The 21,580-nt window shown below is 65.5% G+C and carries 22 protein-coding genes and 1 pseudogene; 9 read left to right on the top strand and 14 right to left on the bottom strand.

Annotated elements, in window-relative coordinates; all coding sequences use genetic code 11:
• Window positions 1-81: 81 nt before the first annotated feature.
• From ABD206_RS06910 to ABD206_RS06865, 10 genes and pseudogenes are all read right to left on the bottom strand, one after another.
• Window positions 82-366, bottom strand: a pseudogene (locus ABD206_RS06910) (recombinase family protein); the annotation flags it as partial.
• Between the two features lie 809 nt (window positions 367-1,175).
• Entirely contained in the window at window positions 1,176-2,195 is a 1,020-nt protein-coding gene (locus tag ABD206_RS06905; protein ID WP_344070715.1) for a TIR domain-containing protein, read from the bottom strand.
• A 122-nt stretch (window positions 2,196-2,317) separates the two neighbouring features.
• Window positions 2,318-2,725, bottom strand: a complete 408-nt coding sequence (locus ABD206_RS06900) for a GNAT family N-acetyltransferase (protein WP_344070713.1) — start codon at window positions 2,723-2,725, stop codon at window positions 2,318-2,320.
• Between the two features lie 244 nt (window positions 2,726-2,969).
• On the bottom strand, window positions 2,970-3,173 hold the full coding sequence (locus ABD206_RS06895; protein WP_344070711.1) for a hypothetical protein: 204 nt from the start codon (window positions 3,171-3,173) through the stop codon (window positions 2,970-2,972).
• Between the two features lie 111 nt (window positions 3,174-3,284).
• The gene (locus ABD206_RS06890; protein WP_344070709.1) at window positions 3,285-3,491 is read right to left on the bottom strand and encodes an ABC transporter ATP-binding protein; all 207 of its coding nucleotides are present in this window, start codon (window positions 3,489-3,491) and stop codon (window positions 3,285-3,287) included.
• 190 nt (window positions 3,492-3,681) lie between these two features.
• Window positions 3,682-3,843, bottom strand: coding sequence for a hypothetical protein (locus tag ABD206_RS06885; RefSeq protein WP_344070707.1), 162 nt, complete (start codon window positions 3,841-3,843; stop codon window positions 3,682-3,684).
• On the bottom strand, window positions 3,840-4,643 hold the full coding sequence (locus tag ABD206_RS06880) for a sigma factor-like helix-turn-helix DNA-binding protein (RefSeq protein ID WP_344070705.1): 804 nt from the start codon (window positions 4,641-4,643) through the stop codon (window positions 3,840-3,842). Before ABD206_RS06880 ends, ABD206_RS06885 begins: the two co-directional genes overlap by 4 nt.
• Window positions 4,644-4,736: 93 nt before the next feature.
• Complete coding sequence (locus ABD206_RS06875; protein ID WP_344070703.1) at window positions 4,737-6,215, bottom strand: ThiF family adenylyltransferase; 1,479 nt, start codon at window positions 6,213-6,215, stop codon at window positions 4,737-4,739.
• Window position 6,216: 1 nt separating this feature from the next.
• A complete protein-coding gene (locus tag ABD206_RS06870; protein ID WP_344070701.1) occupies window positions 6,217-6,597 on the bottom strand; it encodes a hypothetical protein in 381 nt (126 codons plus the stop codon).
• Window positions 6,594-7,025 carry a hypothetical protein gene (locus tag ABD206_RS06865; RefSeq protein ID WP_344070699.1) on the bottom strand — a complete coding sequence of 144 codons (432 nt, stop codon included), beginning with the start codon at window positions 7,023-7,025 and terminating at the stop codon, window positions 6,594-6,596. The genes ABD206_RS06870 and ABD206_RS06865 overlap by 4 nt, the downstream gene beginning before the upstream one ends.
• Before the next feature lie 141 nt (window positions 7,026-7,166).
• On the opposite strand from ABD206_RS06865, the gene ABD206_RS06860 reads away from it, so the two are divergent.
• The 4 genes from ABD206_RS06860 (at window position 7,167) to ABD206_RS06845 (ending at window position 11,387) form a co-directional block, all read left to right on the top strand.
• Window positions 7,167-7,595, top strand: a complete 429-nt coding sequence (locus ABD206_RS06860; protein WP_344070697.1) for a transcriptional regulator — start codon at window positions 7,167-7,169, stop codon at window positions 7,593-7,595.
• Window positions 7,582-8,646, top strand: coding sequence for a protein kinase domain-containing protein (locus tag ABD206_RS06855; protein ID WP_344070695.1), 1,065 nt, complete (start codon window positions 7,582-7,584; stop codon window positions 8,644-8,646). Before ABD206_RS06860 ends, ABD206_RS06855 begins: the two co-directional genes overlap by 14 nt.
• Before the next feature lie 101 nt (window positions 8,647-8,747).
• Window positions 8,748-10,157 (top strand): hypothetical protein, encoded by a 1,410-nt coding sequence (locus ABD206_RS06850; protein WP_344070693.1) that lies wholly within the window; start codon window positions 8,748-8,750, stop codon window positions 10,155-10,157.
• Between the two features lie 402 nt (window positions 10,158-10,559).
• Entirely contained in the window at window positions 10,560-11,387 is an 828-nt protein-coding gene (locus tag ABD206_RS06845) for a hypothetical protein (RefSeq protein ID WP_344070691.1), read from the top strand.
• A 254-nt stretch (window positions 11,388-11,641) separates the two neighbouring features.
• Here ABD206_RS06845 and ABD206_RS06840 read toward each other — a convergent pair whose 3' ends face one another.
• Both ABD206_RS06840 and ABD206_RS06835 read right to left on the bottom strand, forming a co-directional pair.
• Entirely contained in the window at window positions 11,642-11,881 is a 240-nt protein-coding gene (locus ABD206_RS06840; protein ID WP_344070689.1) for a uracil-DNA glycosylase family protein, read from the bottom strand.
• Window positions 11,878-12,141, bottom strand: coding sequence for a ribbon-helix-helix protein, CopG family (locus ABD206_RS06835; protein ID WP_344070687.1), 264 nt, complete (start codon window positions 12,139-12,141; stop codon window positions 11,878-11,880). Before ABD206_RS06835 ends, ABD206_RS06840 begins: the two co-directional genes overlap by 4 nt.
• Window positions 12,142-12,470: 329 nt before the next feature.
• Between ABD206_RS06835 and ABD206_RS06830 the strand changes: the two genes are divergently transcribed.
• Window positions 12,471-13,922 carry an ABC transporter permease gene (locus tag ABD206_RS06830; RefSeq protein WP_344070685.1) on the top strand — a complete coding sequence of 484 codons (1,452 nt, stop codon included), beginning with the start codon at window positions 12,471-12,473 and terminating at the stop codon, window positions 13,920-13,922.
• A 34-nt stretch (window positions 13,923-13,956) separates the two neighbouring features.
• Window positions 13,957-14,676: an ABC transporter ATP-binding protein gene (locus ABD206_RS06825; RefSeq protein ID WP_344070682.1), complete on the top strand. Its 720-nt coding sequence runs from the start codon at window positions 13,957-13,959 to the stop codon at window positions 14,674-14,676.
• A gap of 73 nt (window positions 14,677-14,749) precedes the next feature.
• Here ABD206_RS06825 and gndA read toward each other — a convergent pair whose 3' ends face one another.
• Window positions 14,750-16,198, bottom strand: coding sequence for an NADP-dependent phosphogluconate dehydrogenase (gene gndA, locus ABD206_RS06820; RefSeq protein WP_344070680.1), 1,449 nt, complete (start codon window positions 16,196-16,198; stop codon window positions 14,750-14,752).
• Between the two features lie 83 nt (window positions 16,199-16,281).
• Complete coding sequence (locus ABD206_RS06815; protein ID WP_344070678.1) at window positions 16,282-16,404, bottom strand: hypothetical protein; 123 nt, start codon at window positions 16,402-16,404, stop codon at window positions 16,282-16,284.
• 235 nt (window positions 16,405-16,639) lie between these two features.
• On the opposite strand from ABD206_RS06815, the gene ABD206_RS06810 reads away from it, so the two are divergent.
• The 3 genes from ABD206_RS06810 to mfd all read left to right on the top strand — a co-directional run bounded on the left by ABD206_RS06810 (window position 16,640) and on the right by mfd (window position 21,577).
• Entirely contained in the window at window positions 16,640-17,248 is a 609-nt protein-coding gene (locus ABD206_RS06810; RefSeq protein WP_344070675.1) for a 50S ribosomal protein L25/general stress protein Ctc, read from the top strand.
• 90 nt (window positions 17,249-17,338) lie between these two features.
• Window positions 17,339-17,923 (top strand): aminoacyl-tRNA hydrolase, encoded by a 585-nt coding sequence (gene pth / locus ABD206_RS06805; RefSeq protein WP_344070673.1) that lies wholly within the window; start codon window positions 17,339-17,341, stop codon window positions 17,921-17,923.
• A gap of 45 nt (window positions 17,924-17,968) precedes the next feature.
• A complete protein-coding gene (mfd, locus tag ABD206_RS06800) occupies window positions 17,969-21,577 on the top strand; it encodes a transcription-repair coupling factor (RefSeq protein ID WP_344070671.1) in 3,609 nt (1,202 codons plus the stop codon).
• The last annotated feature ends 3 nt before the right edge of the window (window positions 21,578-21,580 follow it).

Raw genomic sequence — 21,580 nt, 5'->3', positions numbered from 1 at the left:
ATGTGTTTCCTATGGCGTCTCCTATGTGCCTCCTGTGAGTGTGGCGCGGGTGGATCGGGTCGCCGGCGCACCTCCTGCAGTGAGGCTGAGCGCGACGGTCGTGGTTGCGAGCTGATCGCCGATCTCATGCGCGTCCCTCACCGACCGGGCGAGGCGATCGAGCTTGGTCACAACGAAAGTGTCCCCGTCTCTTACCGCGGCAAGCGCTTCTCGCAGGCCGGGCCGCGCCCGGTTGGTGCCGGTCAACCCGTGATCGACGTAGATGTTTGAATCAAGGACGCCGAGTCGCAGCAACGCATCTCGCTGGGACGTGAGGTCCTGATCGGCGGTGGAGACTCTGGCATAGCCAATCTGTATTCCATTCATGCCGCCGAGTGTGCCACCGGATGTGCGCTCCCGCGCCCGGTTGGATCCCCTACCGGGCACTGCTCGATTGAGACGCGTCGGCGTGCGCGGCCAGAATGGTACGAGCCCAGGCATGAGTCGAACGGAATCGAGACCCCGGTCGGACCAAGGTTGGCTTGCTCCGGTCAACTCAACGATGATGTCGGCCATGTGCGCCCGAGAGACTCACTGGCTAGGTGTCCGCGGCACTTCCAAGGCAGTCGTGAGTCGCTTGATCATCGTCGGTTCCCGACCCTGCGGTGTGGAGTTGGGTATCGCGAGGAGCCCAATCTATGTACGCAACCACTGCAGTAATCGCCAGACTGACAGAGCCGACAACGATTGTCGGCAGGAACGCCTCCGCATCCGCCAGCGAAGAACTCAAAACGATGAAGCCGCCGATGATCCCAACCGCGAGAAACACAAACCCTATCGTCCGAATCCACCGTTTCAGATCGCGAAGTGCAGGGATGTACAAAGTGAGAACTGCGCCTGGGAGGGCCGCGAGCACAAGCGTGGCCCATACTGTCCCCGCGGGCGGGGACATGAGAAGGAAGTAGCTCCCAAACATCCCAGCTACGAGCAGTATGAGCGCCAGCGCGACATAGACGCCAGCACGAAAGTCACTTTTCGAGATGGTCAACTCATTCCTAACGGCTAGATCGATTTCAACTTCGAGTCGGCGTTCGAGAGGTTTCCAGGGGGCCGATCTCGAAGCGTGCGGTGCGAGACATCCCCAACTAGGTGGGGCGCTCGCCACGACGCCCAACCCAACGCGCCGTCGGCGCGGGTCAACGTGTCGCGCGGAGATCAAATGGATTGACGAGTCGGCTTTCCGCGATCAAACCGGCCCATTCCTTCTCCCAGAATGACTTAATCTGTGGCGCCGAGTCGAGCGCGATCTCGAACGCAGGCGAATCGATGCGCGATCGTCGGTACATCTCGAAGATCGAAAGCACGAGAGTTTCGCCATCTATGCACTGGGCCGAGTAGCTAAGGTGCGTTGGCGAGAGGTAGAAGGAGAGTCGAGACGCATCAGCACCAGCGTCTTGAAAGACCTGAGCGAAGCGACGTCCGGTCTTCTGGATCTTCTCGCGGAGCACTGCGTCACTCGACTCCGGAAAGAGCGACCGAAGGTACTGAAAGTTCCCAGCAACCTCCGGATCGGATACCACTACTGAGATCCGCGAATCGGGCCGCTCAACGAACGCTCGGAGCGCAGACAGATTGGCATTCACCCAGGAGTCGAAGTAGTGCACCGCGATCAGGAGCTCGTTACTTGCGGAGTCAAGAAGCCGCGCCCAGTCCACCTGGCGGAAGCTTTGGGCAACGCGCACGCTTGGCGCCAGTTCGCCTGCCCGAGACCTGCGCATCTCGGTACGAATCGCGTTTGTCGCGGGGCCAAGAGCCGCTTGCAGATTGCCATCGGAACGGTGGGGCTCGTACTCGCGCACCGCCAGCCCGGCCAGGTCGGAGGGGAGCTTCACGTCGCTCCCGCGCGGGCGGACTATGAACGATCTGTCCATCCCGAGATAGCCGGCGAACATCCCCAACTCGAAAATCACGTTGTCTCTGGGTGCCGCCGACTCCTCGCCTCGCGATACGAGGACGTCATCAGGGCCGATCACAAACACACCGAAGTCGCTTGCCTCGAGCTCGGCCCGCAAGCTCGCGATTGTGTCTCGCGAAATTCGCATTACACCTTGCGTCCACACGGTCACTTCAGCATCGCGCTCGAGATTTTCCTGAACCGCGTACGCTACGTCCAGGCTTTCGGTCGCGGATGCAACGAACACTCGAGGTTTCGTCATTGCCCACCTCTCTCGCGCCTATGCCTCAGCGTAGCGGCGCAGCTACGATCGACCAACAAATTGGGGACACAGAGCGATCCGTAAACGGGTAGTGTCCGTATGCCGGGGCCGCGGTAAGTCCGTTATCGCGCTGCTCGGACCATGGCCGTCGCGTCGGGGGCTCTAAAGCCGAACTGCTCGTAGAGTCCGTGGGCATCACCGGTGAAGAGCATCCACCTGAAGGCTCGTCCTGGCCCGTCATCGATCATGAGCTGCAGGAGGCGCTTGCTAAGGCCGTGACCTCGATGAGCTTCGAGCACGAACACATCGGCGAGGTACGCGAAGGTGACGCCGTCGGATACGGCACGCGCGAAGCCGACTTGCTCGCCGGTGTCCCGGCGGTAGGCGCCGACGACGCGCCACGCACCGGCGATCTGGGCGTCGAAGTCGGTGCGGCTGCGCTGACGCCCCCAGTACGCTTCGGTCGACAGCCACTCCCAGACAAAGTCGTTCTGGATCCGGTCAGGGGCGTCGTCGAGTTCGTACTCCATCCGATCATTGTGACGCCGACGAGGCTGCGGCGGACCCAGCCAGTCCGACACCGGTGGCCCCGATTCCGAAACCTGCGGATCCCCATTCGGGCATTGCGCGGTTGAGGGACGCGCGCGTGCACTCGGCGGTGCCACACTCGCGCTGGCTGGTCAGTCTAGGGAAGAGCCGACTTGATGCGTCTCGACTGCGCGACCCCAGTTGCCTGCCTAGTACGCGCCGTTTCGGCGAGTTTTCACTTCTGAATCAAAGACTGTGGGTGTGTGCGAACACCCGAGCGATGTATGAGGCAAATCGGCTCATTCCCTTCCACCCCATGCCGACGACGACGATCGCGAGAAGTGGACCAAACCACCAGTGCATTGCGATGTTGACTAGGACGGCATTCCAGAGCGTCTCCAGCGCGGTCCAGCGCCCATCCCAGATCAGCTGCTGCCAGTCGATCTCCATATGTTCATCTCCCATCCGCCCGGGGAGCTGTCGAGCACAAGATCGCCTACGTCGGCTCCCGATCAACCAGTGGCCCGCGCGGGATTGACGTGCGGGCCACTGGTACGGACCTCAGACCCGCTGGCTGATCGTGCCGTTGGGATTGCGCTTGGCAGCGGACTCGGTCACGAAGCGGCCGGTGGACGCGGAGCGATGGACGGTGGTTCCGTTGCCGGTACCGGAGCCGACGAGTTCGGTCGTGGTCTTGCCGGGCCAGCGGGCGACCGTCGCCCTAGAGACGAAGCGGCCGGACTTGGCGGAGCGGTGGACGGTTCCCATGTGGGACTCCTTCACTGATTGTTTCGCCGGGCTCCCTCAGGCGGAGTGTCGCTGGTCTGCGACTGCCGACTCCGGTACAGTCAGTGCTCTGGATGAGACCTGACTCCTCAGGGATCTTGAGCCGTCCCGTTGCAGCGGGGCGGCTCTATTCGGTTGTGATCCCGACAACTCGGTATATGTACGGCGCCGTTCAATTCCCCTCGCGCCTGCCTCGGATCTGCGTCGACGCGCTCGACTTGGCCCGTGAGACCAGCGCCTGTGCCTTCGCCGACGAAACGGATCGACGGGCTGCCTTCGCGTTCTGGGTGCCGAATGACGAGCGCTCGAACTTTCCCTCGAACTGACTGCTCATACTGTCTCCCTGTTCTCTCTGGCTCGTTGACGTGCCCGGGCGATCGCCGATTCGACAGCCTTGCCCGTCATTCCGAGCTTGTGACCGATCTGCTCGTGCGTGAGGCCGTGCGCGACGCTGAGGTAGAAAGCAGATCGCGCGCGGTGGTCAGTGATGCTGCCGAATGCACGCCGAAGCTCGTCCCTGACCTGCGCAGTTACGCTTGCATCCGGCGCGAGATTGGCGAGATTGCTCTCGAACTCCTCAACCTCCCGGGCGAGGTCTGCGTCCAGCGGTGCCGCATACGATCGCAGTTCCTCGCGCCGCCAGCGCTTGTAGACGTTGCTGAACTGGAGCAGACACTGACCCACGAAGAACGTCCGTAGGGAAGCACCCCTCGATGGGTCCCACTTCCCGGGGACCAGGACCTTGTCGCGGAAAGCGGTGAGCGCGAGCACGACCGTCTCGTCTGCCAACCCCTCCGCGTCTTCGATCATGGCGCCCTCGCGTGGCTCCGCCTCGAGGGCGCCGAAGCCCTTGCGCTTGACCTCACCGGCGATCTGTCCCTTGTAGATCCACCCCCGAATGACGGCCCATCCGTACTTCGCGATCTCGATCGCGAAGAGGTCGTAGTCCCGGCCGCGAAACCCGCCGGCACGCAATGCCGCCTCGAGCTCCCGGTCGCCGGCGAGCCGGTCTACCCTCTCCTCGGCGTTGTCCCGGTCGGCATCCGCAAGCCACGCTAGATCGGCTGCCCATTTCTTGAGAGAAGGAATGCCTCCGAGAGACGAATGCCCATTCGGGTCACAGCTGTCGACCATGGCGTTCCTCGCGATCTCGTGTCAGTTCATGCGCACCATGCTCCCTTGTATGTCCGACATCGCCGACTTCCCCTCGCGGACTTCAGAGCACAATTACTGAATGCGATTGGTGTATCGGTGGAGCAGGTGCTCGATGCCCGAGAGGATGCGGAGACGGACGGGATGTCTCACGGTCCTGCGCGCCTCGACCTTCTCTCGCCAGTCGTTTCGGTGCTCGGCAATTCGGGTGCGACGATCGCCTGCTCCGGTCGCGTTCTTGTACGCGCAGTACGGCCCGCATGACGCGTCGGCATGTAGAAGCGTGTGGGTGGAGAGAACGTAGTGCAACGGCCCCGGCACCCCACGGCTGCCCGGATGGGCGACCAGGCTCACGAACTGGGCCAGGAGGGAGGCGCTGACGCTCGCCGAGAGGGCGGCGACATTCTGATGCGACGGCGCTTCCCGGTTCGCGCCCTCGATGTACTCAGGGTCCTCGAGGAGCCCTAGCTTGTCCAAGGACACGTCGCCTGCGACCAGCTGGCCGAGGCACGCCATGCATGACCGGCCCGGAGTAAGGGTGTGCGTTCGCCAGATGCCGTTTCGCATGCGCCCGTCCGGGAAAGTCGTCAGCGCGATACCTCCGTCGATGACGGGAACGAGGTCGGCGTACGCGATTCCGTTGAGCACCGCGCGCGGCCAGGGCCTGTCGACGCAGGAGAAGATCACGTCGTAGTCCAGAGCGATGCTCACCCCGACCGGGTCGGTGATGCTGACCTCGTGACGTCGAACCTCAAAGGCGTCGGCGGTAGCCGCGGATCTCATGAGTCGAGCCGCGACCTCGACCTTGGCGCGGCCGAGTGCGGCATCGAGTCGCGTTGCGCCGACCATGCGGTCGAGGTTTCGTTCTTCGACGGCGTCGTAGTCCATCACGCCAACCGTGATGAGCCCGGTGGCGGCGAGCCGCTGAGCAACGTCTAGGCCGACGCTGCCGCCTCCGACGACGAGAACGCGGAGGCGGGCGATCGTGCCTTGGGCGCGATCGCCCCAGGAGGACACCGTCCGAGCCTGTGCCCCGGTGATCCTGGGCACCGGGCGCAGCTCGTCGTTCCAGGTGACGGCGAGCGTGGGGGAAACGGAACGGACGGACTCCGCCCATGTCGGTTCGGCCCGGTCGAACCAGAACCTCGCGGACCATGCGACGTCTTCGCCGCCGATGGTCATGCCGAGCATCGGCATCTCCGTGGCGGACCGGGCGACTCGTTCGTAGTCGGACTCGGTTTCCCAGTCGGTGCGCGAGAGGCGCTGCCAGCCGCGGCCGCCAGGGTGGGAGTGCAGGAGCACGAGCCCATGGCCGGCGAGGCGTGCTTCGTGAGCGGCGCGGAGGACGTAAGCACTAGTGAAGGAGGCGTTGCCGTGGACGTGCCGCTCGCCGTCGCGGGGAAGGATGACGGACCGGATCACGGCTGTCGTGCGCTCGACGCCCGTGGAGAACACGTAGGTCGCGATGAGGACGTCTTCTTGCCCGTCTTCTCGCAGGAGGTGGTCTCGCATGACGGCTTCGGTGTTGCCGCTCATCGCAACGGAGTAGCGCATATCAGGCAGCCTGGGCGATCGCGATCGAGATGAACCCGCGGACGTGACTCAGCCATGCGCGTGCGGGATGGATGGAGGTGTCGTTGTAGCTGTAGTCGCGCGAGTGCCTCTTGTATCCAGGCGCACAGTCGGTGTCGTCCATGTTCGTCTCGGCGAACCGGATACCCCCCGGCAGGTGGATCCAGTGGGGCGGTACAGCCGGCCAGCTCTGCACCTCGGCGATGCTGACACCAGTGGTGATGGTCTGACCGGCGTGCGCGCCGCCTACCGCGACGATGTCGTAGAGGATGCGTGGGCCGTCGGCGCGCGCCGGGGCGCCCGCTGCAGTCATGTCGGCGATGAACTGCTGAGCCGCCTCCGACAGGTCAACTGAATCGCTCATGCAACACCGCCGACGTGCTTGACGGTGACAAACTCGTCACCATCAACGATGGTCACGATCTCGTCGTCCGGAAACGAGGTGGGGCTTCCGACACGGGCCAGGTCGAAGGCGGCCGGGTCCAGGCCGGCGAGGCGCAACAGAGCGGATGCCGCCTGGTCATCGTCGTAGCTGCGGAATGATTCACCGTCGATCGTGAACCGGAGGTTCTGACGTGCGACGAACCGATCGCCGTGCTCAAGGTTGATGATCTGCCCGTCCCTGATCTTCACCTCGACACCGTTCTTCTTCACGAGGAACAGATCGAAGTCCTTAGGGTCCCGGCCAGCGAGGCGCAGCAGCGCCGCTGCCTCCTGGTCGGAGTCGTGGACCGTATACGCAGCGTCGTTGATGACGATGCTCAGCGGCGAGGGGGTGGTGATGGGGGACATGGCGTCCTCCTTCCTGAGCCGACTTCTCGGCTCGCTAGGAGTGTTGCGGAACTGCAACAGCAGATCGATACTAACACATTCTGTCGCGCTACTGAAACAGCGTTGCGTTTGCGGTAGAGTTGCGGTGGAAGGATGGCGAAGATGGCGAAGACCCAAATCGATACCGATCGGCTGTTCGCGGTTCTTGAAGCCCGGACTAATGATGAGAACCTCTCGTGGCGGCAGGCAGCGCTCCAGATAGGAGTTAGCCCTTCACTGCTCTCGCGGTTGAAGTATGGGCAGCGGCCCGATCTCGACGGATACGCCAGCATCGTGCATTGGCTTGGCATGTCGGCTGACGCATTCATCGAGATTGAGACTGATGACGTCGAGCCGGCGAGGGAGAGCAGCTTGATCACCGAGATCAGCGCGGTGATCCGTAAGCGCCGCGATCTCACGGACGCCGACAAGACCTACCTAGAGGACGTCATGCGCGCGAGTATTGAGCACGTTCGTCGCAGCAGACCAAGTCTGGAATCAAGTGAAGCGAAAGCCACACTGACACAGGAGACGCGCCGTGGGGGCGACTGACGCGCAAAATGCTGCGCTCCATTTGGAGGGGCTGACGCTCGAAGGAGGTTGGCTCGTCGGCCCACCCAACAATGTTGACCAGGAGCAAACGGGGGGAACGTTCAGCGTCACCTACAGGGTGACGCGAGCGGACAACCAGCAGGGGTTCCTTAAGGTGCTCAACCTGGCGCAAGCGCTTGAGAGCGACCAATTGGTCGATACTCTCGGAGCCCTAACGGCCGCGTTCGCAGCCGAACGCAATCTGTGTGAGATGTGCGGGACCAAGCGACTGTCCCGGGTAGTCACCGCCATCTCCCACGGAGAAGCTCGAGTTCCCGGATTCCTTATCGGCACCGTGCCGTACATCATCTTCGAACTTGCAACCCACGACGTGCGCGTCGCGCTCAGCCGCGCTGGGCAGATCGATGCGGTCATTAAGCTCGAGTACGCACACAGCCTCGCTACAGGTGTCCGCCAACTACACAAAATCGGCGTCGCGCATCAGGACATCAAGCCGTCAAACATCCTGGTCTTCCCTCAGGTCGCGAATCGCGCCGTCGGCAAGGTCGCTGACCTCGGCCGCGCGTATCGGGACGATCTCGCGTCTCCGCACGATGACCTCCTGATTCCCGGAGATCGGTCCTACGCCCCGCCGGAGCAGCTGTATCGGCACAGATTCGAGGAACCGGCCATCCGCCGATTCTCTGCCGACCTCTACCAACTCGGCAGCCTCATCACGTTCCTCTTTACAGGGCGAACCATGAACACCTTCCTGACGCTGAATCTTGCCGAGCATCACCGATGGACCTTCTACGGCGACACCTACGAGAGCGTTCTGCCGTACCTCGACGAGGCCTACGAGAGCGCACTCGGAGAGATCGAGTCGGAACTCCCGAACGTCGTGGCCGAACGTCTAGTCATGACCATCCGATACCTGTGCGAACCCAACGCCGCCCTTCGGGGCCACCCCAAAGCCCGTGAGCAGACCGCAGCATCGGACTTTGCGCTCGAGCGGACCGTGGCCGAACTTGACCTAATGGTCCGAATCGCCGCCAAGGAGGCTCAACGGTGAGCCTGCAGTCGATTGATGACACCAGGGACGTTGTCCCACGATGGCGGAGTTTTGCGGATACGAGAGCGTCCGCAGAACTGGCGCCGCTCAGACGAGCAAGCGTGATCGCGACCGAATCGGAACTGGCCCCCTTGCGCGCGCAGTACACCAACTCCGAAGACCAGTACGTCATCGCTGACTACCTCTGCGCTCTGATTGCTTACCAGGTGAGCCAGAGCGTAATAGCCCCGGTCGCCCGTGCACTCGAGGCCGTATCCGACGAAGGAAGCTCGTTGTGGAAGTTCGCACGGGAGGCGATCGGCCCCCGTGACGAGCAAACGAACAATGACGTTGAGATGTCGTCGATCGACGCGCACGCACGGCTTCAGCTGCGTGCGCTGCGCCGTGCGATGCGTCGATCCCCTCGGCGCGCGACGTTCCGCATCGACGCCGCCCTCGCGCACGCGACGCTGGGTAACAAGGTGTCCGCGAACCGTGAGGCGCGAATCGCCCTCGACCTTGCTCCGACCAATCGTTTCGTCGTGCGAAGCGCGGCTCGCCTGCTGATTAGTCAAGACAAGCCCGACGAGGCTGTGTGGGTGCTGCGACGCTCGGGCATTCATCTGCACGATCCATGGATCCTCGCACCGCTACTCAGCGCGATGCAGTTGGCAGGTCGAAGTCCGTCGGAGTTTCGAGCCGCACGGGAACTCTCGACCACTGCCAACCACTCGCCATCTGACCTGGCCGAACTGTGGAGTGAGATGGCCACAATCGAGCTCGGGGCGGGAAAGACGAAGGTTGCCCGTGGACTCTTTAGGTCCTCGCTCGCCGAGCCGAATGACAACGTGGTAGCTCAGGCCGAATGGGCCTCCAAGGCAGGCGGCTTCACTCTCCCCGAAGCCGCATTAGATGTCGAAAGAGGATACGAGGCTCGTTCGCGCGCTTTTGCGCGTGAAGCTAGATGGAATGAATCCGTCGCGGAAGGGAGAGCGTGGCAACGCGACGAGCCTTTCGCCCTCGAGCCGGCGCTCAGCACATCCTATGTCGCGGCCCTGGTCCTTGAGGATTACGAGCGTGCGCTCGAAGTGGCGGTCGCAGGTCTAAGCTTCCACCCACAGGACGCCGCGCTCCGGAACAACGCGGCCTTTGCCGCTGCCAACCTCGGGAATGTTGAGGAGGCTAACAACCATCTCCGACGCGCAACGCCGGAGAACGACGGCGAACGCACCACAATTACTGCCACTCGAGGATTGATTGCCTTCAGGACGGGGGACATCGCAACGGGCAGAGCCCGATACAGGGAAGCGATCAACGAGTTCCGAAAAGCCGGGAACGCCGACATGTCAGCCATGGCGAGCAGCCTCTGGGCATTGGAAGAGCTGAGGGTGCGCTCCCCGGCGGCCGAGATGATTCGGGCTGCCGCCGCAAAGGACGCAGAGGGTGCCAACCTTCCCGAGGTTCCCATTCTGATTGATCGTGTCGAGGCGCGGCTGTCCGACGCCACCGGAGGGGCTTCGTCTTCGGCATAGCATGAGCCCACTTGCTCGGTGAGATTTAGGTTCGCAGCGCTCTTCTTCGCGTCGGTGAATCAGGCGACTTCGCGTCGGTGAATCAGGCGACCCCACAGCCCGCCCTCGCTGGGGCACGCCAATCACGGTTCAAACGACCGCCTCACCGCGTGTGATTGCTCGCGATACCTAGGCTGCCCGACCGACCACGGACCTGACGACGATATCCGCACGTCCTGGTCCGGGCTCGACCCGCGCACCGGCATGCCTGGCTGAATGACAGTCGTCTGGGAGACCTCGTCCTGATGCGGGTGAGTGGAAAGCATACACGTAGGGCGGTCCCTTCTGGAGCGCTACGCGCATGAGGCGAATTGCGTTCCAGGCGAGTGCTCGATGGATTTCCCGTGTCGCTAGATTGAAGCAATGAGAGTCCCTCGATTCACTTCCGAGTACAGCGATTCGCAGCCCAGCGACGAGCCGATGTCGAACGCGGAGGTAACGGCGCTGGTGCAGACCCTCGCCAGCCACGAGGATTCAGAGGCTGCTCAGCAGAATCTGGTGTTGCGATCAGTGAAGGACTTCTACCACGCAAAGTATTTCTGGCTCCGCACCCGCGACGCCGACTACAAGGGCGATGATCGCCTTAAACGCGTGACCAAGCACTTCCAGAACGTCCTATTTAGGCAGGCCGTTGTTTCGATTGCGACGGCAATGGACACGACGCTAAGCAACGCTGGTGGCGGCGACAAGGCCATGCGCACTGCCTCGCTGCCCCAAATGCTCGACCGGGTTGCGTCGCGGCTCGACTCAGCAGAGGCCGACACCACTGCAGCAAAGGAATTGATGTCGACAATAAAGGAGAGGGTTGACCCTGAACGCCATCCTGTCCTCAAGTACGTCAGGCACATGCGCAACAAGTGGGCCGGACATGCATCTTTGGATATCAGGTTCGACGACTGGGAAGGCGGCGCCTCGGCGTTGCGGATTAGTCATCTGGAGTCGGCATTAGCACGCATCGTCAATGCGTTCGAGGACTATGCGGACCTCGTCGAGATGAGCGATGCCTTGACAAGCGCGACCACCGAGCCGCCTCGTGCACCCGTCGTCGATAGCCTAGGGCGGGAGAGTATCCCGCTCAGGGTCGACTGGTTCAGCGTCGGAGTCGCCGCGAACGTCGTGCGCGAAGCCACCGACAAGGACGTAGACCGATTCGTCGCAGTCCTTGTCGCCGGCAGCAACTTGCAAAGTTAGCAGGTTGGTCGAGCGCGCCTGCGCCGCGATCGATGCAATCGATCGGGTGTTCGACGGGTGTCGTCGCGGACCAGACCGGCGCTGGTGTCAAATCCGAGCGGTGGGAGAGACGCTGGAACCGATTCCTAGCTTTATCCGGTTGGCCGCGAGACGCGATTACGTCGTGCTATGCGCGATTCCCGGCGCCAATAATGGGCGCACGCTCGAAAGCCGGTCCCTCACTGCACGCGTATCGGACCCAAAGTCGATCGTGTTTACGGGAGGAGGTCCAGCATCTGCGGTCGGGCCTTCATCGCGTGGATCACAAGCTCGTTGCCGCTGTCGAAAACCAGCACCACCAGCTCGAGCAACCGTCCCTGCCGGTCGAAGCCGAGCCGGAGTTGGCGAGCTGGCGAGTCCTCGTCGAGGTCGTCGATCCACAGCGGCCACGATGCGGCTTGGATGATTTCATCGGGCGTGATGCCGTGCTTGAGTGCGGAGTCGTGAACCTTCACGCCGCGTACGCGGCGATCGCTTCGCGGATAAGTTCTGAGCGCGTCTTGTGCTCTCGAGCCGCGCGGGCATCGAGAGCAGCGAGCTCGTCCGCAGTGAGTCGGAGCGCGACGACCTGGGCGGGCTCCGCTCCGCGTCCGGGTCGTCCGCGTCCTCGGCGTTTGAGAGCCTCGACGTCGTAGCCGACTTCAGCCTCCGCAGCCCACGCCGCGATCTGTTTCTCCGTCACCGGAACGCCGTTGATCGTCTCTTCACCACCCATGGCGGCATCGTAATACGAAATTGCGAGCGGATCTACGGTTGCCCGAGTGTCGGTCGTAAAGCAGGCGCTTCGGCTGCCTCCATCAAACGAGAATGTGCGCCACGCAGGCGCCGTGGTCGCCGTTGACCGAATATCCGGCCCGCTCGTTGGTGCGAGCATCGGACGCCATACGCGCAGGTATCCCAAGCCGCTCAGAGGTCCCAGCAGGCGACCGACGCGTCTCGCGCCGACATCCTTATGCAATCCATAGGTCCCGCATCACCGCCGCATCACCGCGGTTCTTAGCGTCTGACCGACGGCTGGCGCCCGTGCCGCCGAAAGGGAGAGGTATGTACTGGACCTATCTGCGGCGGGAGCTTGCCGGCCGCAAGAAGCAGACGATCATCGTCGCGGCGGGGCTTGCCATCGCCATCGCGCTCGTGATCATCGTGAACTCGCTCGCTGCGGGCGTGCGCGACGCACAGGCGCAAGCGCTCGAGTCCGTGTACGGCGTCGGCACCGACCTCACCGTGACCGGTGCGACGGCCGAACCCGGTGAGGGTGGCGGCGGCCAGCGGTTCGAGTTCGACAGCGAGGCCGGTGACACGACCGACGGCACGACCACGCTGTCGCAGTCCACCCTCTCCGTCGAGATGATGCGCGGCACCCTCGAGTCCTCGACGCTCGACACGATCGCATCGCTGGATGGCGTGAGTGCCGTATCCGGCGCCCTGTCGCTCACGAACTCCACTTTCTCGGGCGAGATGCCCGACATGTCCCAGACCACCGACGGCTCTGCCGAGGGTGGCATGGGCGGCGGCCAGCCTCCGACAGGCGGCGCCGACGGTGCCGGTGGCAGCGCATTCGGCATCGACTCCTTCACCGTGCTCGGCATCGACCCGGCTGACACCACGATCGGCCCGCTGTCCGCAGTCGAGGTGACCGAGGGACGTGCGCTGGAGTCGTCCGACGCGGGCGCGTACGTCGCGGTCGTGGATGCCACCTACGCAACCACCAACGAGATCGCCGTCGGTGACACCATCGACGTGGGTGGTAGCGATGTCGAGGTCGTCGGCATCGTCTCCTCGACCTCGAGCGAGGCCGACACCGCCGCCAACGTGTACCTGCCGCTGGATGTCGCGCAGTCGATCGCCGGGCTCGATGACGTCGTCTCGACCGTCTACGTGCAGGCGTCATCTGCCGATGCCATCGCCACCGTGCAGAGTGAGATCGAAACCGCGCTGCCCGACACCACCGTCAGCTCGCAGTCTGACCTCGCCTCCACCGTGTCGTCGTCGCTGTCCAGCGCCTCCGCGCTCATCTCGAACCTCGGCACGTGGCTGTCGGTCATCGTGCTCGCTGTGGCGCTCGTGCTCGCGGTCCTGTTCACGATTTCGGGCGTCAGTCGCCGCACCCGTGAGTTCGGAACCCTCAAGGCCATCGGCTGGTCCAACGGCCGCGTCATCGGCCAGGTTGCGGGGGAGTCGTTCATCCAGGGGCTCATCGGCGGTGTCGTGGGACTCGTGATCGGTCTGGCCGGCATCCTCGCGGTGAACATCATCTCGCCGACGATCTCGTCCACCGGAACGACCGAACAGGGCGGCCAGGGTGGCCCCATGGGTGGCGGCTTCGCGGGCATGACCCAGACCGCGACCGAGGTGACCCTCAGCGCACCGATCACGCTCTCCGTTGTCGGCGCCGCCATCGGCATCGCTGTCCTCGGCGGCTTGCTTGCCGGAGCCTTCGGCGGGTGGCGAGCCGCGCGCCTGAGCCCCGCAGAAGCCCTCCGCTCGGTCGGCTGAGTCCGGCATCCCCATTCGCAAAGGAGAAGAGATCATGACCATGGCACAGACCGAGACCGTCGCGGCAGCGGATGCCGCACCCCGTGCGATCTACCGGCTGGAGGGCGTCACCCGCACCTACCAGCAGAAGAACCGCATCATCAAGGCCATCAAGGGCATCGACCTGGAGATCGACGAGGGTGACTTCGTGACGATCCAGGGCCCGACCGGTGGCGGCAAGTCGACCTTCCTGCAGCTGCTGGGCGCGCTGGACCGCCCCACGTCGGGGTCGGTGTGGCTTGGCGACACCGACATGGCGAAGGCCTCGAACGCCGACCTCGGGCGCATCCGCGCCCGGGAGATCGGGTTCGTCTTCCAGGGGTTCAACCTCATCCCGACGCTCACCGCCCACGAGAACGTCGACATGGGGCTCGAGCCGCTGGGACTGAGCGCGGCCGAGCGCAAGGAGCGCGTCCTCGAGGCGCTCACGCACGTCGGCCTCGCCGACCGCGCGGACCACCTGCCCGGCGAACTGTCGGGCGGGCAGCAGCAGCGCGTGGCGATCGCCCGCGCCATCGCGAAGCGCCCCCGAGTGCTCCTCGCGGATGAGCCGACCGGAAACCTCGACGAGCACATGCGAGACGAGATCATGGCGCTGCTGAAGAGCCTGAACGCCGACGGCCTCACCATGATCATGGTGACGCACGACTCCGCCGTTGCGCGCCGCGCCAACCGTCGTCTGCGGCTGGATCACGGCACCGTCCGCGACGTCTGATCACCCGCGCACCGACACACCAGAAGCGGGAGGCTCCCTCAGGGGCCTCCCGCTTCTGCGTGCGTTGGTGCGGTCAGTGCGTGTCGACCGCCTCGACCTCGGAGCGATCGCCCGACCACAGCGTGTGGAAAGTGCCGTCCTTGTCGACGCGCTTGTAGGTGTGCGCGCCGAAGAAGTCGCGCTGACCCTGGATGAGGGCGGCGGGCAGACGCCCCGCGCGCAGGCCGTCGTAGTACGCGAGCGACGACGAGAACACCGGCGACGGGATTCCGGATGCCGCCGCCGTGGCGACGATCGCGCGCCAGGCATCCTGCGACGCGGCGAGCGCCTCGCGGAAGAACGGCGCCGTCATCAGCACCGGGAGATCGGCGGATTCGGCGTAGGCCTCGGTGATGCGGTTGAGGAACCGCGCGCGGATGATGCAGCCGCCGCGCCAGATCGCCGCGACGGTGCCGAGGTCGATCGTCCAGCCGTAGTGGGCGGCGCCGGCGCGGATGATGTCGAAGCCCTGCGAGTACGCGACGATCTTCGAGGCGTACAGGGCCAGGCGCACCTGCTCGACGAAGGCGTCGGCGTCGAAGGCCGTGAATTCCTCGGCGGGTCCAGGGAGGACGCCGGTCGTCGCGCGCTGTTCGGGATGCGAGGACAGCGAGCGTGCGAACACGGCCTCGGCGATGCCGGATGCCGGAACCCCGAGGTCGATCGCGGTCTGGGCCGTCCAGCCGCCCGTGCCCTTCGCGCCGGCCTGGTCGACGATGATGTCCACCAGCGGCTTGTCGGTGTCGGCATCCACCTGACGCAGCACCTCGGCGGTGATCTCGATCAGGTAGGACTCCAGGTCACCGGTGTTCCACTCCGCGAAGATGTCGGCGATCTCTGCGGGGGTCTTGCCGGTCGCGCGACGGATGAGGTCGTAGGCCTCGGCGATGACCTGCATGTCGGCGTACTCGATGCCGTTGTGCACCATCTTCACGAAGTGACCCGCGCCGTCGTGACCGACGTGCGTGACACAGGGCTCGCCCTCGGCGACGGCCGCGATCGAGCGAAGGATCGGCCCGAGGGTCACCCAAGATTCGTCCGAGCCACCGGGCATGAGCGAGGGGCCGAGAAGCGCGCCCTCCTCGCCGCCGGAGACGCCCATGCCGACGAAGTTCACCCCCGTCTCGCGCACGGCCTTTTCGCGGCGGATGGTGTCGGTGAAGAGGGCATTGCCGCCGTCGACGATGATGTCGCCCGGTTCGAAGACCTTGAGCAGCTCTTCGATGACCGCGTCCGTGCCCGCGCCCGCCTTGACCATGATGATCGCGGTGCGGGGGACGGTCAGGGATGCCGCGAACTCCTCATACGAGAACGTCGGGACGAACTCCGCCTCGGGGTGCTCGGCAACCAGGTGCTCAGTCTTGTCGTGGCTCCGGTTGAAGATCGCGACGGTGTTGCCCTCGCGGCTGGCGAGGTTTCGGGCGAGGTTGGATCCCATCACCGCCAGACCGACGACACCGATGTTGGCTGTGGCTTCGCTCACGAGTACTCCCTGTTCGACCTGCGCAGCATTCGCTGCCCCCGCAAGCCTAGAGCGTCGGCTGAGGAGGTCGGACGGGAGTGCGATCAGTCCTTGCGGTAGGCCGCGCGGCCCATGCTCCAAAACGCGCCCACGACTCCGACGATGGTGCCGAGGGCCAGGATGCCGATGACGGCCATGATCAGGTCAGAGACGAGCTTCGCGTCCATCGTCACTCCTTGGGTGGGGCGGTGCGGGTGCGCGCGAACGCGCGCGGTTCCCATCGTAGCGGCGACGCTGGTAGACTTGCGGACCGTACTTCGGCGAGGGAGTCCGCGGGCCGCGAAAGTGGTCCGACGAGACATCCGTCATCGACGAGGGTGTGCGGTCTGACAGGTGTCCTCACGCGCTCGCGTTCGAGTCGATACCCGTCAACATCAGGGCCCACGCCCGAGGAGAAACATCATGTCTGAAGACAACAAGGTCGCAGCCGAGCTGCGTGACAGCTTCGGCAAGGGCTTCGCCCGCCGTCTGCGCGCCGCCGGCAAGATCCCCGCCGTCCTCTACGGTCACGGCACCGACCCCGTCCACGTCGCCCTTCCCGGCCACCAGATGTCGCTGCTGGTCCGTCACGCCAACGCGCTGCTCGAGCTGGACATCGAGGGCACCGAGCAGCTCGCCCTGGTCAAGGACATCCAGCGCGACCCGGTGCACCAGATCATCGAGCACATCGACCTGGTCATCGTGAAGAAGGGTGAGAAGGTCACCGTCGACGTGCCCGTCACCGTCGTCGGCGAGTCGGTTTCCGGCACGATCGTCAACGTGGATTCCGCCACCGTGTCGCTCGAGGTCGAGGCTACCCACATCCCGCAGCACGTCGAGGTCGACGTCGACGGCCTCGACGAGGGCGCGCACATCACGGCCGGCCAGCTGACGCTGCCCAAGGGTGCATCGCTGCTCTCGGATGCCGACCTGCTCGTCATCGCGATCTCGGTTCCCGCCGCCGCGGCCGCCGAGGAGAGCCCGGCCGAAGAGGCTGACGCCGAGCCGGCCGCCGAGGACGCTGCCGAGTAGTCTCGCGAGATTCGAACAAGGGGAGGGTGCGGTCGCCGCATCCTCCCCTTGTGCATCACCCGCGCACCGACCTGCAGAGAGAATGGAACCGTGGCTGACACGTGGCTGATCGTCGGGCTCGGAAACCCCGGGCCCCGCTATGAGCGCACCCGGCACAATGTGGGCCAGCTCGTCGTCGATGAGCTCGCGTCACGGCGGGGGGAGACCTTCCGGGCGCACAAGGGCAACGCCCGCGTCGCCGAGACATGGCTGCGCCCCGGCGCGCACAAGCTCGTGCTGGCCAAGCCCAACTCCTTCATGAACGTCTCGGGCGGCCCCGTCGCGGCGCTCGCCCGCTTCTACGCCACCTCGCCGGATCACATCGTGGTCGTGCACGACGAGCTCGACATCCCGTTCGACACCGTCCGATTGAAGACCGGCGGCGGTCACGGCGGCCACAACGGGGTGCGGGATGTCGCTAAGGCGCTCGGGACACCGAACTTCCCCCGCGTGCGTGTGGGTATCGGACGCCCCGCCGGCAGCAAGGATGTCGCGGACTGGGTGCTCGAACCCTTCGCGCCGTCCGACCGGGACGCGCTGGCGCTCATGGTCGGCGATGCCGCCGATGCCGTGGAGCGTCTGGTCGAGCACGGACTCGTCGCGGCCCAACAGGTGCACCACGCTCCGCGGCCGTAGCCAGCATCCGCGCGGCCTGCCCCCGCGAGCGCCTAGACTCGTTCGGTGAGTTTTCCCGGGATTCTGCGCGCCCTCGCTCGGTCCGAGCAGTTCCGGGAGGCGGTGAACTCCTCGTCCGTGGATGCCGACTTCTCCGCTGTGGAGGGCATCGTCGCGCCGCTGCTGGGCGCCCTTCTTGAGCGCCGCACCGCGGGCGGTGCCCCGGTGCTGTTGGCGATCACCCCGACCGGGCGCCGGTCGGATGCGCTCGCGCCCGCCCTCACGGCGATCTTGCCCGAGGCTGTCGTCCTTCCCTTCCCGGCGTGGGAGACGCTGCCGCACGAGCGGCTGAGCCCGAGCGCGGAGATCGTCGGCCGCCGTCTCGAGACCCTCACCCGCATCGCCCGTCACGATGGCGCGACCCCCGTGATCGTCACCGCGTCGGTGCGTGCCGCGCTGCAGCCCCTGGCCCCGGGCCTCACCGATCTCGACCCGATCGAGCTGGCGGCGGGTGGCCGTGGCCACGACCTCGGCGCGATCGTGGCGCGCCTGGTGGAGTTGGCCTACCACCGTGTCGACATGGTGTCCCGGCGCGGTGAGTTCGCGGTGCGCGGCGGCATCCTCGATGTCTTCCCGACGGTGGCAGACCACCCCTACCGCGTGGAGTTCTTCGGCGACGAGGTTGAGCAGATCCGCGCGTTCTCCGTCGCCGACCAGCGCTCACTGCCGGGGGACATCCCGGGTGTGACGATCCTTCCCGGGCGTGAGCTGCTGTTGACCGACGACATCCGTTCGCGTGCGCGCCAGCTGGCCGCGGAGTTCCCGGGTCTGCAGGGCATGCTCGAGAAGATGGCGGAGGGGATTCCCGTGGAGGGGATGGAATCCCTCACCCCGGCGCTCACCGACGGCATGGCCTCGCTCGTCGACTATCTGCCCGAGCGCACGGCGATCGCCGTCATCGACCCCGAACGCTCCCGCACCCGCGCGAGCACCCTCGCCGAGACCAACCGCGAGTTCCTCGAGGCGGCCTGGAGCGCGGCGACCGCCGGCGCGCAGGCGCCGATCGATCTCGGCGCCGGGGACTTCCTCTCCCTCGCGCAGCTGCGCGAGGCCGCGCACGAGCGCTCGGGCGTGTGGTGGGCGCTCAGCGGCTTCGACTCGGGCGCCGCCGACGCCGCGGCAGAAGGTCTGTTGGATGACGAGGACGACCGCGATGACGCGGATGCCGCCGTGCGGGTGCCCGCGCGGGCCGTGCCCTCCTTCCAGGGCAACGTCGACGGGGCGACCGCCTACGTCGCCGAGCGCGCCGCCGCGGGGTGGAGTGTCGTGGTGGCCGCCTCTGGCACCGGCCTGGTCGAGCGTGCCCGCGATGTGCTCGCCGAGCGCGAGGTGCCCGCCGCGATCGCCGGCGACCTCGACGAGGCCCCGCCGGAGGGGGTGGTGCAGCTGGTCGTGGCCCAGCTGGAGCGCGGCTTCGAGATCGAGAACGCACGGCTCGCCGTTCTCACCGAGTCGGAGTTCTACGGGCGCACGATCAGCGGCGACCAGCGCGTCGTCAAGAAGTTGGCCTCTCGTCGACGCAACGTCGTCGACCCGCTGCAGCTGACCCCCGGCGACATCGTCGTACACGCCACCCATGGGATCGGGAAGTTCGTCGAGCTCTCCAAGCGTGAGGTCTCCTCCGGTGGGCGCAACGCGGTCAAGAGCGTCCGCGAATACGTCGTCCTCGAGTACGCGCCGTCCAAGAAGGGGTACCCGGGCGACAAGCTCATGGTCCCCACCGACCAGCTGGATCTCCTCTCCCGCTACGTCGGGGGAGAGGCGCCGACCCTGTCGAAGATGGGTGGCAGCGACTGGGCCGCCGCCAAGGGGCGCGCGAGAAAGGCCGTCCGCGATATCGCGGTCGAGCTCGTCAAGCTCTACTCGGCGAGAATGGCGGCCAAGGGTCACGCCTTCGGCCCCGACACCCCCTGGCAGCGCGAGCTCGAAGAAGCCTTCCCCTTCGCTGAGACCCCCGACCAGCTGCAGACGATCGATGAGATCAAGGCCGACATGGAGCGGCCGATCCCGATGGACCGCCTGCTCTCGGGCGATGTCGGGTTCGGCAAGACCGAGGTCGCCGTGCGTGCCGCGTTCAAGGCGATCCAGGACGGCAAGCAGGTCGCGATGCTCGTCCCCACCACGCTCCTGGTCAAGCAGCACCTCGAGACCTTCTCTGAGCGCTTCGCCGGGTTCCCGGTCAAGGTACGACCGCTCTCGCGGTTCCAGACCGACAACGAGGCCAAGCTCGTGCTGGCGGGCCTGGTCGACGGCACGATCGACATGGTCATCGGGACGCACCGCATCCTGACCGACAAGGTCATCTTCAAGGACCTCGGCCTCATGATCATCGACGAGGAGCAGCGCTTCGGCGTCGAGCACAAGGACGCGCTGAAAAAGCTCAAGACCAACGTCGACATCCTCGCGATGAGTGCGACGCCGATTCCCCGCACGCTCGAGATGGCGGTCACCGGCATCCGCGAGATGTCGACCCTGCAGACCCCGCCCGAGGACCGCCACCCGATCCTCACCTACGTGGGGGCCAAGAACGACAAGCAGGTCGCCGCCGCCATCCGCCGCGAGCTCCTGCGCGAGGGACAGGTGTTCTACGTCCACAACCGTGTGCAGTCGATCCAGCGCGTGGCGAGCGAACTGGCCGAGCTCGTCCCGGAGGCGCGCATCGCCGTCGCCCACGGGCAGATGGGCGAGCACGCGCTCGAGCAGGTCGTCGACGACTTTTGGGAGCGCAAGGCCGACGTGCTCGTCTCGACGACGATCATCGAGACCGGCCTGGACATCTCCAACGCCAACACGATCATCATCGATCGCGCCGACCGGTACGGGCTGTCGCAGCTGCACCAGCTGCGCGGGCGCGTGGGACGCGGCCGTGAGCGGGCCTACGCCTACTTCCTGTACGACGACACGAAGCCGCTGTCAGAGACCGCGGCCGATCGGCTGGAGACCATCGCCGTCAACAACGATCTCGGCAGCGGTATGCAGGTGGCGCTCAAAGACCTCGAGATCCGCGGCGCGGGCAACCTCCTTGGCGCTGAGCAAGCCGGACACATCGCCGGGGTCGGCTTCGACCTGTACCTGCGGATGATCGGAGAGGCGGTGGCCACCTTCCGTGGTGAAGACACCGAGGGACCGACCGAGCTGCGGCTGGAGCTGCCGGTGCAGGCGCGCATTCCCGAGGACTACATCGACAGCGAGCGGCTGCGCCTGGAGGCCTACCAGAAGCTGTCGGCCGCGGCATCCGTCACCGCGAAGGACGAGGCGATCGATCTGGTCATCGACGAGCTCACCGACCGCTACGGCGAGCCTCCCGTGGATGTGGCAGGTCTCGTGGCGATGGCGCGCCTGCGCCGTCGTGTGGGCCGGGCGGGGCTCTCGGATGTCGTGGCCATGGGGCCGAACCTGCGGATCGCCCCCGCACGCCTCCCCGATTCGATGCGCGTGCGGCTGCAGCGGCTGTACCCGAGCGCGAAGCTCCTGGCCGGCGGTGAGGCGCTCGTGGTGCCGATGCCGCGCCCGGGCGGCGAGGCGATGAGCGACGCCGATCTCATCGCGTGGGTGGACACCCTGCTCGGCCAGCTGTGGCCGGAGCCGGTTGCTGCGGAGAGCGCCGCCGAGTAGGCA

The organism is Microbacterium sediminicola (assembly GCF_039531125.1).
Lineage (GTDB): Bacteria > Actinomycetota > Actinomycetes > Actinomycetales > Microbacteriaceae > Microbacterium > Microbacterium sediminicola.
The sequence above is the reverse complement of the archived record's forward strand: the minus strand, read 5'-3'. Positions and strand labels throughout refer to the sequence as shown.

Excerpts from the sequence above, each read along its gene's own strand:
- ABD206_RS06905 (WP_344070715.1), bottom strand. The coding sequence starts at position 2,195 with ATGACGAAACCTCGAGTGTTCGTTGCATCCGCGACCGAAAGCCTGGAC.
- ABD206_RS06900 (WP_344070713.1), bottom strand. The coding sequence starts at position 2,725 with ATGGAGTACGAACTCGACGACGCCCCTGACCGGATCCAGAACGACTTT.
- ABD206_RS06895 (WP_344070711.1), bottom strand. The coding sequence starts at position 3,173 with ATGGAGATCGACTGGCAGCAGCTGATCTGGGATGGGCGCTGGACCGCG.
- ABD206_RS06890 (WP_344070709.1), bottom strand. The coding sequence starts at position 3,491 with ATGGGAACCGTCCACCGCTCCGCCAAGTCCGGCCGCTTCGTCTCTAGG.
- ABD206_RS06885 (WP_344070707.1), bottom strand. The coding sequence starts at position 3,843 with ATGAGCAGTCAGTTCGAGGGAAAGTTCGAGCGCTCGTCATTCGGCACC.
- ABD206_RS06880 (WP_344070705.1), bottom strand. The coding sequence starts at position 4,643 with ATGGTCGACAGCTGTGACCCGAATGGGCATTCGTCTCTCGGAGGCATT.
- ABD206_RS06875 (WP_344070703.1), bottom strand. The coding sequence starts at position 6,215 with ATGCGCTACTCCGTTGCGATGAGCGGCAACACCGAAGCCGTCATGCGA.
- ABD206_RS06870 (WP_344070701.1), bottom strand. The coding sequence starts at position 6,597 with ATGAGCGATTCAGTTGACCTGTCGGAGGCGGCTCAGCAGTTCATCGCC.
- ABD206_RS06865 (WP_344070699.1), bottom strand. The coding sequence starts at position 7,025 with ATGTCCCCCATCACCACCCCCTCGCCGCTGAGCATCGTCATCAACGAC.
- ABD206_RS06860 (WP_344070697.1), top strand. The coding sequence starts at position 7,167 with ATGGCGAAGACCCAAATCGATACCGATCGGCTGTTCGCGGTTCTTGAA.
- ABD206_RS06845 (WP_344070691.1), top strand. The coding sequence starts at position 10,560 with ATGAGAGTCCCTCGATTCACTTCCGAGTACAGCGATTCGCAGCCCAGC.
- ABD206_RS06835 (WP_344070687.1), bottom strand. The coding sequence starts at position 12,141 with ATGGGTGGTGAAGAGACGATCAACGGCGTTCCGGTGACGGAGAAACAG.
- ABD206_RS06830 (WP_344070685.1), top strand. The coding sequence starts at position 12,471 with ATGTACTGGACCTATCTGCGGCGGGAGCTTGCCGGCCGCAAGAAGCAG.
- ABD206_RS06825 (WP_344070682.1), top strand. The coding sequence starts at position 13,957 with ATGACCATGGCACAGACCGAGACCGTCGCGGCAGCGGATGCCGCACCC.
- ABD206_RS06815 (WP_344070678.1), bottom strand. The coding sequence starts at position 16,404 with ATGGACGCGAAGCTCGTCTCTGACCTGATCATGGCCGTCATCGGCATC.
- ABD206_RS06810 (WP_344070675.1), top strand. The coding sequence starts at position 16,640 with ATGTCTGAAGACAACAAGGTCGCAGCCGAGCTGCGTGACAGCTTCGGC.